The sequence below is a fragment of the Aneurinibacillus migulanus genome, from assembly GCF_001274715.1.
Classification (GTDB): Bacteria; Bacillota; Bacilli; order Aneurinibacillales; family Aneurinibacillaceae; genus Aneurinibacillus; species Aneurinibacillus migulanus.
The window spans coordinates 463275-477309 of the sequence record NZ_LGUG01000004.1; the positions used below are offsets into that span (position 1 = coordinate 463275).

General features: G+C 46.1%; 11 protein-coding genes and 1 riboswitch. Of the genes, 10 read left to right on the forward strand and 1 reads right to left on the reverse strand.

Annotation, left to right across the window (positions count from 1 at the left end):
* The first annotated feature begins 225 nt into the window (after positions 1–225).
* The 6 genes from AF333_RS03805 (at position 226) to AF333_RS03830 (ending at position 9156) form a co-directional block, all read left to right on the forward strand.
* A complete protein-coding gene (locus tag AF333_RS03805) occupies positions 226–975 on the forward strand; it encodes an IclR family transcriptional regulator (protein WP_043068500.1) in 750 nt (249 codons plus the stop codon).
* A 28-nt stretch (positions 976–1003) separates the two neighbouring features.
* A complete protein-coding gene (locus tag AF333_RS03810; protein ID WP_043068501.1) occupies positions 1004–1315 on the forward strand; it encodes a hypothetical protein in 312 nt (103 codons plus the stop codon).
* Positions 1316–1375: 60 nt separating this feature from the next.
* Positions 1376–2206 (forward strand): EamA family transporter, encoded by an 831-nt coding sequence (locus tag AF333_RS03815; RefSeq protein WP_043068502.1) that lies wholly within the window; start codon positions 1376–1378, stop codon positions 2204–2206.
* A 255-nt stretch (positions 2207–2461) separates the two neighbouring features.
* Positions 2462–3544 carry an HD-GYP domain-containing protein gene (locus AF333_RS03820; protein ID WP_043068503.1) on the forward strand — a complete coding sequence of 361 codons (1083 nt, stop codon included), beginning with the start codon at positions 2462–2464 and terminating at the stop codon, positions 3542–3544.
* Positions 3545–3613: 69 nt separating this feature from the next.
* A riboswitch (SAM riboswitch) is annotated at positions 3614–3720 on the forward strand.
* A gap of 92 nt (positions 3721–3812) precedes the next feature.
* The gene (gene metH, locus AF333_RS03825) at positions 3813–7271 is read left to right on the forward strand and encodes a methionine synthase (RefSeq protein ID WP_043068504.1); all 3459 of its coding nucleotides are present in this window, start codon (positions 3813–3815) and stop codon (positions 7269–7271) included.
* Between the two features lie 16 nt (positions 7272–7287).
* Entirely contained in the window at positions 7288–9156 is a 1869-nt protein-coding gene (locus AF333_RS03830; RefSeq protein ID WP_043068505.1) for a bifunctional homocysteine S-methyltransferase/methylenetetrahydrofolate reductase, read from the forward strand.
* Positions 9157–9212: 56 nt separating this feature from the next.
* Here AF333_RS03830 and AF333_RS03835 read toward each other — a convergent pair whose 3' ends face one another.
* On the reverse strand, positions 9213–10586 hold the full coding sequence (locus AF333_RS03835) for a dipeptidase (protein WP_043068506.1): 1374 nt from the start codon (positions 10584–10586) through the stop codon (positions 9213–9215).
* Between the two features lie 133 nt (positions 10587–10719).
* On the opposite strand from AF333_RS03835, the gene uvsE reads away from it, so the two are divergent.
* From uvsE to coxB, 4 genes are all read left to right on the forward strand, one after another.
* On the forward strand, positions 10720–11697 hold the full coding sequence (gene uvsE, locus AF333_RS03840; RefSeq protein WP_043068507.1) for a UV DNA damage repair endonuclease UvsE: 978 nt from the start codon (positions 10720–10722) through the stop codon (positions 11695–11697).
* Between the two features lie 138 nt (positions 11698–11835).
* On the forward strand, positions 11836–12177 hold the full coding sequence (locus tag AF333_RS03845) for a toprim domain-containing protein (RefSeq protein ID WP_200894283.1): 342 nt from the start codon (positions 11836–11838) through the stop codon (positions 12175–12177).
* 26 nt (positions 12178–12203) lie between these two features.
* Positions 12204–12815, forward strand: a complete 612-nt coding sequence (locus AF333_RS03850; RefSeq protein ID WP_043068508.1) for an NUDIX hydrolase — start codon at positions 12204–12206, stop codon at positions 12813–12815.
* Between the two features lie 282 nt (positions 12816–13097).
* The gene (coxB, locus tag AF333_RS03855) at positions 13098–14030 is read left to right on the forward strand and encodes a cytochrome c oxidase subunit II (RefSeq protein ID WP_043068509.1); all 933 of its coding nucleotides are present in this window, start codon (positions 13098–13100) and stop codon (positions 14028–14030) included.
* The last annotated feature ends 5 nt before the right edge of the window (positions 14031–14035 follow it).

Here is a 14035-nt window from a genome sequence, read left to right on the forward strand (position 1 = left end):
AAGACCTCCTTCGTGTTTCATTAACGGTTTCATCAAGTGAAACTGCGTTTCTGTTTTCGATAATATTATATCGCTTTTTTTGTATAACGTACATACATTTTTACAATTTTTTTCGAATGAGTGATGATAGTTTACGAGATAAATAGTAATAAGTTATAATGTCACATATTGCAACACGGTTTCGCCAAATGAAACTTATAGTAAATAGGAAGGTGAACAGAAGAAATGGAGTCTTCCGATAATAAAATGACCGTTCGGGCAGTCGATCGTGCCATGGATATTCTGTTATGTTTTATTGATGAAAAAGAGCTAACACTTACTGAAATTTCCCATAAAGTAGGACTAAACAAAAGCACTGTGTATCGACTATTGGGATCATTGGAGAACAAGGATTTTCTTGCGCGTAATCCAGATACGGAGAAATATCAGCTCGGCTTTCGAGTCTGGCAGTTATCGGCAAATCTCCCTCAAGGGGGCGATCCAGGGACGATCCTGCTACCAGAGATGGTCCGGCTCAGGGATCTGGTGGGAGAGACGATTAGCCTATACGTCCGAAATGAGAACGAGCGCATACGCATACAAGCGGTAGAGAGTAATGAAACCATCCGCAGAGTAGCTCCGATTGGAGCACATTTACCGCTTTCAGTAGGTGCTTCGAGTAAAGTATTGGTAGCATATGCGCCGCCTGAAACTCAAAAAGCAATTCTTTCCGACCCGTCGTGGCCTTCTTTTGTTGATAAACAAACGTACATGGAACAACTCGAAGAAATTCGTACAAATGGATATGCGACCAGCTCGGAGGAGCGCGAGCAGGGAGCTGCAGCAGTTGCTGTTCCGTTATTTAATCGAAGGGGCCATCTGGTGGCCGCATTATCAGTGTCGGGTCCGTCTAATCGGCTCACGCTGGAGAGGATGAAGGAGAATCTTCCCTATGTCATGGTAGCAGCGAAACGTATGGGAAGCATGTTAAAATAAAAAGAAGAGGTAGGAAAGGAGGGTATTCATGGAAAAGGCGTATGAACTTGCTCTAACACCTTTGCAAATAGAGGTGTTGCTGGATTCGGTTCGTGGGTTTGTGGATAATAAGAAGTTACTCCATGTACCGGTGGCTGGAGAAGAGGTTGTTGGTTTGCCGCTCACGGAAGAAGCTTTAGCATGGTTGCTTAACGCATGCGGTCAGACAGACGGGAAGCATAATATTATGGTACAGCTTACCCCTGCGGACGATGAGCGGACAAAAGTAACCGTCCGCTGTCCGGCGGACGGCGAAATATTTACATATGAAGTTTTGTTGGAAGAGTTTGACGAGCAATAGGATAGGACAACAAGAATTATTTGAGAAGAACTATTTTATGTGTAAAGAAGGTAACGTATTATGTGGCTTTTGGCGGCATTAATCACGGCAGGGTGCTTCGGGCTGAATAATACGATTTTTAAGTGGGGCACCTCCCGGGGATTGTCGAAGATTAATATTCAATTCTTCTTTTATTTTGCGGCTTTCTTGATTATTATAAGTGCGGGAATAGCGTCTCATTCGCTTCATCCTAATCTTACATCTATTATGCTTGGTGGCATCATCGGTATATTGAATGCGAACGGTAATATCCAGATGTCGCGTGCATTTGAAAAAGGGCCGGCCAGCCTAACATCTCCGTTGATTGCAGCGAATGCGATATTTCCTGTTCTGGCCGCCGGAGTCATTTTTCATGAGCAGATTCCCTATCTGCACTGGCTTGGAATTTTATGCATGATGGGTTCTGCTGTAGTCATACAATATACACCGGGAACGAAGAGCAATACGGAATATTTGCCTTGGCTTGGCCGCGTAGTGTTTGCGTTCTTCTCTTTTGGTTTACTCGGTGTACTGATGAAGCAGTCTTCTTACTTACAGATTAGCTCGATGGATATGCTCGCGGCGATGTATGGAGGAGGTACCCTGTATCTGGCTATCTGGATGGGTCGGGAACGGGTCCGATTGCAGGAAGCTAAAATTGGCGCGCTAGTAGGTATCCTGAGCACGGTTGGCTTCAGTTGTTACTTCTATGCGCTTAAGACTGGTGTGGCTAGTATTGTTTTCCCGGTTGTCAGCTTAAATTGCCTAGTTGTCGTACTAGCCGGGTGTTATTTGTTTAAAGAAAAACTAAAGCTATATCAGATATGTGGTATATGTACGGCTTTACTTGGATTGGTTCTGACAAAAATATAGTACGCTTGATGAGTTAAAAATCACCCTTATTAAATAAGGGTGATTTTTATTTTTTTACAACTTATTTTTCTCTCTGGTAAAACAAACATAGGATGTATAGCATGATAGTCATTAGTCGACAGGAAATGTATTTGGGTACTATTATCCAGAGTAAGAATTTTTTGTATGTTTTTAGTAGTGAATCTAATATCCTGTGTTAAAATTTAGAGGGGGCTAGCGGTTATAAAGAAAAGACCAAGAAGGTAGGGTTTACTTGTGAAAAAAATGCACATCAGCTCTGTAAAGCCAGGAGATAAAATAGCAAGGACGATTCTTTCAGAAACAGGTCATGTTCTTTTAGGCGCAGGTCTCGAATTGAGCCAGCGTTATATCGATCGTTTAAAAAACATGGGAATTGATATCGTTTACATTGAGGATAAAAATACGGACGATATTGTGCCTGAGGATGTTATTAGCGATATAACTCGACGCAAAGCGGTAGAGACAGTATATAAGACGATGACCAGCCTTATGGATCAGCCGAAGGTGAAAGGGAGGGCGGCTGTGCCGGATATGGGAAAAGAGTTTCGGAATATATTCGGCGATATTATCGGAGATTTAAGCGGAAGGAAAGAAGTGCTAGTCAATTTGGTTAATCTTCATTCGCTTGACGGATATTTGTTCCATCACTCGGTTAACGTAGCTGTGCTCGCAGGAATTATAGGCTTGGCTAAAGGGTATAATCGCAACCAATTGCTCGACCTGGGGGTAGGAGCGTTGCTATTCGATATCGGTATGACTATGCTGCCGAAGGATTTGTGGAACAAGAAAGGGGCCCTTAATCCGGAGGAACGTGTAAGGATTGAGAATCATACGGAAGATGGATTTAACCTTCTTCGTTATCAGTATGATATCTCACTGCTGTCTGCGCATTGTGCGCTGCAGCATCATGAGCGGTATGACGGATCGGGATATCCTCGCAAACTGGAGAAAAAGCAAATTCATGAATACGCCCAGATTGTCGGCATAGCTGATGTATACGACGCTCTAACATCACACCGCTCCTATCGTCAGCATTATACGCCGAATGAAGCGACGGAATATTTGTTTGCCTCGGGGAATACATTATTTGCCCTGGACCTTGTTCGTCTTTTCGTTAAGTATGTTGCCGTATATCCGGTTGCATCTACTGTTGTGTTGAATACCGGACAAGTCGGGGTCGTTTCCTATGTTGATCCGGAAGCCGTTCACAGGCCGACAGTGCGCATCGTTCAGGAACGTGACGGCACCGTTCTAAGCTCTCCATATGAGATGGATTTACGAAACCATAACAACATTATCATTACAAGAACGCTCTAATAATTATAATTTAACTATTGACTCTTTTCCGGCATTGTTTAATAATAAGAAAAATAAAAACTACATTCTTTCTTATCAAGAGTAGGCTGAGGGACTGGCCCGATGACGCCCGGCAACCGGTATGTATTCATATACGGTGCCAATTCCAGCAGGATTTTTATCCTGAAAGATAAGGGTGCCCGTGCTTTGACCGAACTCAGAGACCTCCTTCTTTCAGGAGGTCTTTTTTATTATTGGAAATTAGTGAAGTTGGAAGGGGACGATTGCGATGAATGAAACAGCGATAAAAAAGCTACCGATAGAAACTCAGTTGAAGAATAAGATTCTGATTATTGACGGAGCGATGGGAACGATGTTGCAGCAGGAAAACCTCGGTCCGATTGATTTCGGAGGAGAACAATATGAAGGTTGCAACGAAATACTGAACTTGACGCGACCCGACGTAATTCGCAGCATTCATGAGACATATCTGGAGGCAGGAGCCGATATTATTGAAACGAACACGTTCGGTGCGACATCAATTGTGTTGGCTGAATATGATATACCAGAGCGGGCAAGGGAGATTAATCTCACTGCCGCAAAGCTGGCATGCGAAGCGGTTGAAAAATATTCGACCCCGGAATGGCCTCGCTACGCAGCAGGTGCTATTGGGCCGACCACTAAAACGTTGTCCGTAACTGGCGGTGTCACATTTGAGGAATTGGTAGAGTCGTATTATGAACAGGCGTTGGCATTAATTGAAGGTGGCGTTGATGTTCTGTTGCTTGAGACAGTACAGGATACCTTGAATGTCAAGGCGGGCGGCATCGGTATCCAACGTGCTTTTGAAAAGCTTGGCTATAAAGTTCCAGTTATGATTTCCGGTACGATTGAACCGATGGGAACAACACTTGCAGGTCAGAATATTGAAGCCTTCTATATATCGCTTGAACATTTGCAACCAATTTCTATGGGCCTAAACTGTGCAACGGGTCCGGAATTCATGCGTGATCACATTCGTACGCTATCCAATATGGCTGGTTGTGCGGTTAGCTGCTATCCGAATGCGGGTCTACCGGATGAGGACGGACATTATCATGAATCGCCCCAGGCGCTGGCAACGAAGCTGGCCGGCTTCGCCGAGCAAGGATGGCTTAACGTAGCGGGCGGCTGCTGTGGAACAACGCCTGAGCATATTAGAGCCATTGCAGAGAAGCTGAAGGAATATAAGCCGCGTCAGCCACAGGGGTTGCATACACATGCCGTCTCCGGCATTGAACCTGTGTATCTTGAGCAGGATAACAGACCGCTTATGGTAGGCGAGCGTACGAACGTTATCGGTTCCAAAAAGTTCCGTGACCTTATCAAATCAGGAAAATATGAAGAAGCGTCAGAGATTGCACGTGCCCAGGTAAAACGAGGGGCTCACATTATCGATGTTTGTCTTGCCGATCCTGACCGTGATGAAGTAGAGGATATGGAGGCATTCTTGCAATTTGTCGTGCGCAAGGTGAAAGTGCCGCTTATGATTGATTCTACCGATCCGAAGGTCATTGCATTAGCTTTGAAATATTCACAGGGAAAAGCGATTATTAACTCTATTAACCTTGAAGATGGCGAAGAGCGCTTCGAGGAAGTGGCTCCATTGCTTCGAAAGTTCGGCGGTGCAGTAGTCGTTGGTACGATTGATGAGCAAGGAATGGCCGTTACGAGGGAGCGGAAACTTGAAGTTGCCGAGCGTTCATATGAGCTACTTGTAGGCAAGTACGGTCTTTCTCCGCGAGATTTAATTTTTGATCCGCTAGTGTTTCCGGTGGGCACAGGAGATGAAGCGTACATCGGATCGGCAAAAGAGACAGTGGAGGGCATTCGATTAATCAAAGAAAAGCTTCCTGAGTGTCAGACGATTCTCGGGGTGAGTAACGTGTCCTTCGGTCTGCCAGCAACCGGTCGGGAAGTGCTGAACGCAGTATATTTATATCACTGTACGAAAGCTGGACTTGACTATGCAATTGTCAATACAGAAAAGCTGCAGCGATTTGCTTCTATCCCGGAAGAGGAGCGCAAGATGGCGGAAGCGTTGCTGTTCGATACGACTGACGAAACACTGGCGGAATTTACGGCATTCTATCGTGAGAAAAAGGTAGAGAATGTTGAAGAAGTCTCCAACCTGACTTTAGAAGAGCGGCTGGCTCATTATGTAGTTGAAGGAACGAAGGAAGGGCTTATCCCAGACTTGGAAGAGGCGCTTACGAAATATGCTCCGCTCGATATTATCAATGGACCACTAATGACAGGGATGGATGAAGTCGGAAGACTGTTTAATGATAACCAACTTATCGTTGCAGAGGTGCTGCAGAGCGCGGAAGTAATGAAAGCTGCAGTTGCTCATTTAGAGCCACGTATGGAGAAGTCGGAGACAGCCGCCAAAGGTACAGTCATGCTGGCTACGGTGAAAGGGGATGTGCATGATATCGGTAAAAACCTTGTGGAAATCATCCTTGGCAACAATGGCTACAAAATCGTCAATTTGGGCATTAAGGTTCCGCCAGAGCAGTTGATCGATGCTTGCCGCAAGGAAATGCCCGATATTATTGGATTGTCCGGTCTGCTCGTCAAATCTGCACAGCAGATGGTAACGACAGCCCAAGATTTGAAAGCTGTCGGTATCGATGTACCAATACTGGTCGGTGGCGCGGCGTTAACTCGTAAGTTTACTGATAATCGTATCGCACCGGAATATGATGGTCTTGTGCTTTATTCCAAAGACGCAATGAACGGACTGGATATGGCTAACAAACTGATGAATCCGAAGTTAAGAGACGAACTGGAGAAAACGATTGCTCAAGCAAAAGAAGAGCGGCAGGTTGCCGTAACTGAAGAAGTAGTGGAAGCATCGACGGAGTCGGCTGTACCGGAACGCTCCTCTGTAAGTGTAGATGTACCGGTATTTACGCCACCAGATTTCGAACGGCATATTCTGCGCGATTATCCGCTTGCGCACCTGCAGCCGTATGTGAACCTGCGCATGCTGCTGGGCAAACATTTAGGGATACGCGGTAATGTAGATGCGCTGCTCACTGCAGGTGACCCCAAGACGGTTGAATTGAAAGAAATCGTCGATGAATTATTAACAGAAGCGAAGGAGAACGGACTGCTAAAAGCGAACGGGATGTACCGCTTTTTCCCGGCACAGTCCAAAGGAAATGAGATTTATATTTATGATCCGGCGGATCAGAGTAAGATTCTTAAAACATTCTTATTCCCGCGCCAGAAAAAAGAACCATACCTTTGTCTTGCTGATTTCGTGAAACCAGTAGAGAGTGGTGTGATGGATTATGTAGCATTCTTGGTCGTGACCGCAGGCCAGGGTGTACGTGAAAAAGCGGAGGAGTGGAAAGAGCGGGGAGATTACCTCCGTTCACATGTGTTACAGGCGCTGGCGCTTGAACTGGCCGAAGCGTTCGCAGAGCGCACGCATCATATGCTGCGGGATATGTGGGGCTTCCCGGACTCGGCAGAGATGACGATGCTGGAACGCTTTGGAGCTCGTTATCAAGGGATTCGCGTATCGTTTGGTTACCCGGCTTGTCCGGATTTGGAAGATCAGAAGCTGTTGTTTGATTTATTAGGGCCAGAAGACATCGGCATACATTTGACCGAAGGTTGTATGATGGAACCAGAAGCCTCCGTTTCGGCTATGGTGTTCTCTCATCCGGAAGCCCGCTACTTCAACGTCGGGGAATAAACGAAGAAAGGAGAGAATGTCCATGCCACAAGAAAACATAAAGACGTATCTGAAAGATAATTTGCTGATTGGCGATGGCGCAATGGCGACATGGCTCTATAGGTTGGGTGTTCCGATTGGTGTCTGTTATGAAGAGCTGAATTTATCGAATCCCGAGATCATTGGAACGGTTCATCGCTCGTATTATGAAGCTGGAGCGCGATTTATACAGACTAACACATATGGGGCGCATCGGGATGCGCTAGCTAGACACGGTTTGCAAGATCAGGTCCAACGTATTAACCGTTCAGCGGTACAGGTAGCCCGGCGGGCAGTCGGAGACGATGCGTATGTAGTCGGCGGCATCGGTTCAATTAATGCAGGACGTGTACGGAATATGGAACAGATAGGCACATATGGCGACCAGTATGAGGAGCAGGCTTCAGCTCTACTGTCGGAAAATGTGGATGCGATTCTCCTTGAGACGTTCCTTGATGTGGATGAATTATTGTTAGCACTTGATGTTATTCGTCCGCTAACCGATCTGCCGATTATCGCCCAGCTTGCGACGATTGAAGTCGGACGAACACGTGATGGTCATACGTTGACCCGTGCGTTCGCAGAGCTAGTGAAAGCCGGGGCTGATATAGTCGGTTTGAACTGTCGAATGGGCCCAGCGGAGGTTCTACGCTCGATTGAGGGGGCGGTTGTGCCGGAAGACACTCCATTGTCGGTCTTTCCAAATGCCGGCCGGCTTGCAATGTCGGATGGCGAATACTCATATGCTTCGGTTCCGCAATATTTTGGGGATAGTGCGCTGCGTTTCCGCGCTCAAGGCGCGCGTCTTATCGGTGGCTGCTGTGGAACAACACCTGAACATATCCGCATGATGGCACAGGTGCTTGCAGAGCGTGAGCCGCTTCCGCGGGTGAACCCCGAAGTGCAAATCGAAGAAGCACAGACCCCGATTCGCGTTGTTCCTCCGGTTCGGCCGAAGGGGATTGTAGACACAGTAACACAGCGTCATACTGTGATCGTTGAGCTGGATCCGCCACGTGATCTGGATACGGAGAAGTTCCTTCAGGGAACGGCGGAGTTACGCGATGCAGGCGCTGATGCGATTACGTTGGCAGATAATTCCCTGGCGACGACACGTATGAGCAATCTGGCGCTCGGTTCGATTATGAAAACAAAACTCAGTGCTGAACCTCTGCTGCATATCGCCTGCCGCGATCGTAACTTAATCGGGCAGCAGTCGCACCTGATGGGACTACATGCGCTCGGTATTAACCAAGTGCTAGTTATTACAGGTGACCCGGCGAGGTTCGGAGATTTGCCAGGTGCAAGCTCCGTGTTTGATGTCTCTTCTTTTGATTTAATCCGCATGATTAAACAATTGAATGAAGGCTACTCATTCTCTGGAAAGCCGCTTCAGCAGCGGGCGAATTTCGTGGTGGGCGCGGCATTCAACCCGCATGTGCGCCAGTTTGATGCAGCGCTGCGTCGTCTGGAAAAGAAGGTAGAGGCCGGTGCTGACTATATTATGACACAGCCGGTATATGATCAGGAGACGATTGAGCTAATTTACCAAGGAACGAAGCATCTCAATATTCCGATTTTTATCGGAATTATGCCGCTGACCAGTTCGCGTAATGCAGAATTCCTTCATAACGAGGTGCCAGGCATTAAGCTCTCGGATGAAGCGCGAGAGCGAATGAGCCGGTATGAACCAGGAGAAGAAGCCCGCCGTGAAGGAATATCAATTGCCCGCGAGCTGGTTGATATGGCGATGGATCGTTTTAAAGGCATTTATTTAATTACACCGTTCTTCTATTATCAGATGACAGCAGAGTTAACCAGATATATACATGAGCAGTCTAACCTTGGATTATCGGCACAAAAATAAAGAAAAGCGGAGAGCGGCCTTGGGCTATGTCTCCGTTTTTCTGTTATCGTTTATTTTCATTTTGTTTGTGCAAGCTCTTTTAAGTATTCGCAAATAGTCAGGAGACCCTTGTCGAAGTTTTCAAGATGGAAGTGTTCATTCGGTGCGTGAAAATTTTCGCCTGGCAGACCGAAGCCCATCAATATGACGGGCACATTCAGCAGACGGCCAAAGCCTTCCACGATAGGGATAGACCCGCCCATTCTTGTTAGCACAGGTGTTGCTTCGTATGCTTTCTCGTACGCACGCATGGCTGCCTGAATGAAAGGATGGTTATACGGAATCTGGAACGGGCGGCCGGTATCCATACGGGTAATATTGACTTGGACGCCCGGCGGCGTATGTTCTTGTATGTGCTTCTCAATTATATCTTGAATTTCTTGCGGGTCCTGATCGGCAACTAGGCGGCAGGATAGCTTGGCGTGTGCCTCGGATGGCAATACCGTTTTGATGCCCTCTCCTTGGAATCCGCCGTACATTCCGTTAATCTCCAGTGTAGGTCGGGACCAGGTGCGTTCTAAGAAGCTATAGCCTGCTTCGCCGTACAGTTCGCCTACATTTAACTCTTTCTTAAGCGCTTCTTCATCGTAGTGCAAATCCTGGAATGCCTGCCTCTCCTCATTCGTGAGCGGCTGCACTTTGTCATAGAATCCTTCGATTGCTACTTTCCCTGTTTCGTCATGCATGGAGGCGAGAATGGCTGCAAGGGCGTGCAACGGATTGGCGACCCCGCCACCGTAAATGCCGGAGTGTAAATCTCCGGTTGCCGCCTTTACATCAATCTGCATCGCGCATAATCCTCGCAGACCATAGCAAATGGCTGGTTTACCCTTCTCCAACATCGGTGTATCAGAGATAACAAGTACATCTGCTGCCAGCAAATCTTTATGTTGTTCCACGAATGGCTCCAGTGTTGGGCTGCCGACTTCCTCTTCTCCTTCAATGCAGAACTTTATATTGACCGGTAGCTTGCCTTCCGTTTTCAGTAACGCTTCCACGGCTTTAATATGCATGAAAACTTGACCTTTATCATCGGTCGCACCACGCGCGTATATTTTTTCGTCACGAATATCAGGTTCAAACGGCGGTGTCTGCCATAACTCAAGCGGATCGACCGGCTGTACATCATAATGCCCGTACACCAGTGCCGTAATATCGCTGTCCGCATGTAACCAGTCAGCGTATACAATCGGATTGCCCTCGGTCGGCATCATTTTTACATTTTCTAATCCAGCTGCCTGTAGGGCATCCACAAGCCATTCCGCAGCGCGTTTAATATCCGGCTTATTGGCGGAAAGTGCGCTGATGCTTGGAATGCTCAATAATTCCTTCATTTCTTTAAGGTGGGTATCCCGGTGGTTTTTAAAGTAGGTACGATAGGCGTTATTCATGCCTGCTCATCCTTCCCTTCATCTTCGTTTTTTGCGATCTGTTATGTATTTAGCTTAGTACATGCCTGCTGATTTTTCAAAGCATGCAAAAGAAAGCGAAGTGGAATCCTAATAGAAAAAGGGGGGTGTCACTATGGACGTACGTCTCGGATACGTTGCCATGAGCGTGCATGTAACGAACGCTTCGCCTTCTAAGACAATGACCGCCAAACAATTTACAGGCATTATGGATCGGGAAGCAGGACTTCGGAAACTGGAGCGGATCGCTCAGGAAAATCTGAGAAATTGTTTGCGTCTGCTTTATCACAATAGGGCGTATGACATTACATTCTTCCGTCTTTCATCCAAGTTGATTCCACTTGTCGGCCATGAGCTCACGGAGGGCTGGGAGTATCGTGGTCATCTCGAAGCCGAGTTTCGTACGCTTGGTGATGTGGCCGCTAAAGATGGAGTGCGCCTCGACTTTCATCCAGATCACTTTGTCGTGCTTAATACGCCACGTAAGAATGTGCTTCAGGTATCACTCGATACACTTAAGCATCATATATGGATGCTTAAGGCGCTAGGCATCCAGCCAAATCATCGCTGTGTTCTGCATATAGGGGGAGCGTATAAAGATAAAGGAAAAGCCATTCGGCAATTCATTAAAAACTGGGAGCTTGTACCGGAAGAAATAAAGGGAAGTCTGTTGCTGGAAAATGATGATAAAGTGTTCACTGCAAAAGAGACACTGGAATTATGTGAAGCGTTGGGGGTACCGATGGTGCTCGACATTCATCATCATCGTTGCAACTATGAAGAGAACGAAGAAGAGATCGAAGCGCTTTTGCCTCGTATTATTGACACATGGAAAGACTCTCCGCTTCCGGTTAAGATGCATATTTCCAGTCCGCGCAGCGAGAAGGATAGACGAAGCCATGCTGATTATGTTACACCTGAAGATATGTTTCCTTTTCTACGTCAGGTCGCCAATTATACTGATCAGCTTGACATGATGGTGGAAGCGAAGAAGAAAGATGATGCGCTTTTTCGCCTGATGGAATGGGTAAATAAGCAGGGGGAGAAAGAACAAATTCGTTCGCTAAACGGAGCAAGTTTTAGGATCCATTAAAAAAATGTGTTTTCTTTTTACTAAAATCCAAAAGCACCATATAATAAAGGTAAGAATAGGACAAAATGAGACGGTTTTCTGACCGTACCTCTACGTTTTCCAGAATTGACAGGAAGATTCGCTGCGAGGTGATAGGCAATGATTATCGGTAAGGTCATTATCGTGGAAGGGAAAACTGATAAGAAACGTCTGGAGAAAGTTATCGCGGAGCCTGTGGAAATTATCTGCACACACGGAACACTAAGCACAAGAAAGCTGGAGGACATCCATTACCGTACCGGTGATTCTGATGTGTATATCTTTGTTGATGAAGATGCGTCTGGCAAAAAGCTGCGTTCCCAACTGAAGCATGAATTTCCGAATGCATATCATCTATATACACGAAGGAGCTATACGGAGATTGCCCGTACGCCATATGAATATTTAATGAAAATTCTGCGTGACGCCCATATTGAAGTAAATAAGGCCGTCATTTTGTAAGCAGTAAAGGAGTAGTGGAAACATCAATGATAGAACAGATTCAGAGTCGGATAAGTCAGCGAACCTTTAATTTGTTTGGGTTCGCCCCGCTCATGCGCGCGGCGGTTATGATTCCGCTGGTAGAGAAAGAAGGCAAGTTACACGTACTATTCGAAGTAAGAGCCCAAACTTTGAAGCGGCAGCCCGGGGAGATATGCTTCCCGGGTGGAAAAATCGACGAGACCGATGAAAACGAGCAAGCAGCGGCCGTTCGCGAAACATGCGAGGAATTGGGGCTGAAGGAAGAAAATATTCAGGTTATCGAAAGTCTGGGGATTTTGATACCTCCCTATTCATCTTCCATTTATTCCTTTGTGGGTAAAATACATGACCATGAAAAAATTACCCCAAACCAGGACGAGGTGGACGAGGTATTTTATGTGCCGCTTGATTTCTTTCTGGAAAAAGAACCGGATATTCATTACATTCATCTTGCAGTAAAACCCGAAGAAAATTTCCCATTCGAGCTCATTCCGCAGGGAAAGGATTACAAATGGCGCAGTGCAAGACTCCCGGAATTTTTCTATCAATATGACGGAAAGATTATATGGGGGTTAACAGCGCGCATTCTCTATGAGTTTATTTCGCTAGTAAAATAATAGTGAACAAAAATAGAAGAAAGTGTGTCAAATATATGAAATTTGGGTATGGATAAAGACAACTCAATGCCTGTACTTTTTTCACTTCTATCAAGCATTCTCAGCGCTTCCATACATAATTTTACCGAGCGTCGCATATGTTCAAAACACTATACAAACGAGATGAAAATTGATAACATTTATATGGTATTTACCATGTAGATGTTATTTCTTATATCTAAAATTTTTTTCGTTTGTTCTGCTGACCTCTAGAACAAATGATAGAAGAAAGGAGTGTATTGTGTGGATTTTAGTTGGTTGTTTCCCCCGGCCATTAATGATATGGCGAAGCAGGTCGATTCCTTGTTCTGGTTTATCGCATCTATTGCCGTCTTCATCTTTGTCCTGGTTGAAATGCTTTTATTTATCTTCCTCGTTCGTTACAGAAGAAAAAGACCGGACAAACAAGGAATTGCGTTGCACGGGAACACAAAAATGGAAATCATTTGGACGCTCATACCAGCGCTCATTTTGGTTGCCATTGGAGTGTTTGGCTCGCAAATGACATACGCAATTCAGACCCCTCCGAAAGACGTGTACACGATTAATGTTACCGGTTACAAGTGGCGTTGGGATTTTGATTATCCGGAAGGCTTCAAGACTACGAATAAGCTAGTTATTCCGGAGGACAAAAGCGTCCTATTCAAGATTACGTCCGGTGATATTGTTCACAGTTTCTGGATACCTTCGATGCGGCTTAAGCAGGACGCGGTACCTGGACGCCAAACGCAGTTTTGGACCGGCCCGTCCGAAAAGGGCGAATACCCAATTGTATGCGCAGAATATTGCGGGACAATGCACTCAATGATGTTAGCAAAACTTAACGTGGTAAGTACAGAGGAATTTGATAAATTTGTGCAATCCGGTGGTAAAGCCGGTGGTAGCGCAGCGGATGGCGCAGGCGGCGAAGGTCAGACGCTCGCTGAACAGAAAGGCTGTTTAAGCTGTCACGCTACCGATCAGAATAAGCTTGTCGGCCCGGGATGGGGCGGCATGTTTGGAAAAGACGTAAAGTTGTCTGATGGCAGTACCGTAAAGTACGATGAAAAATACATCATAGAATCCATCATAGATCCTGCAGCGAAAACTCCTGAAGGATATTCACCAATGCCGCCGCAGCAGGTAACAGAAGAAGAAGCCAAGGCCATTGCTGAATACATCAAAACCTTGAAATAGGGAGG

Bases quoted from the DNA above. Each gene is read 5' to 3' on its own strand.
- AF333_RS03805 (WP_043068500.1), top strand. From the start codon at position 226: ATGGAGTCTTCCGATAATAAAATGACCGTTCGGGCAGTCGATCGTGCC.
- AF333_RS03810 (WP_043068501.1), top strand. From the start codon at position 1,004: ATGGAAAAGGCGTATGAACTTGCTCTAACACCTTTGCAAATAGAGGTG.
- AF333_RS03815 (WP_043068502.1), top strand. From the start codon at position 1,376: ATGTGGCTTTTGGCGGCATTAATCACGGCAGGGTGCTTCGGGCTGAAT.
- metH (WP_043068504.1), top strand. From the start codon at position 3,813: ATGAATGAAACAGCGATAAAAAAGCTACCGATAGAAACTCAGTTGAAG.
- AF333_RS03830 (WP_043068505.1), top strand. From the start codon at position 7,288: ATGTCCATGCCACAAGAAAACATAAAGACGTATCTGAAAGATAATTTG.
- AF333_RS03835 (WP_043068506.1), bottom strand. From the start codon at position 10,586: ATGAATAACGCCTATCGTACCTACTTTAAAAACCACCGGGATACCCAC.
- uvsE (WP_043068507.1), top strand. From the start codon at position 10,720: ATGGACGTACGTCTCGGATACGTTGCCATGAGCGTGCATGTAACGAAC.
- AF333_RS03845 (WP_200894283.1), top strand. From the start codon at position 11,836: ATGATTATCGGTAAGGTCATTATCGTGGAAGGGAAAACTGATAAGAAA.
- AF333_RS03850 (WP_043068508.1), top strand. From the start codon at position 12,204: ATGATAGAACAGATTCAGAGTCGGATAAGTCAGCGAACCTTTAATTTG.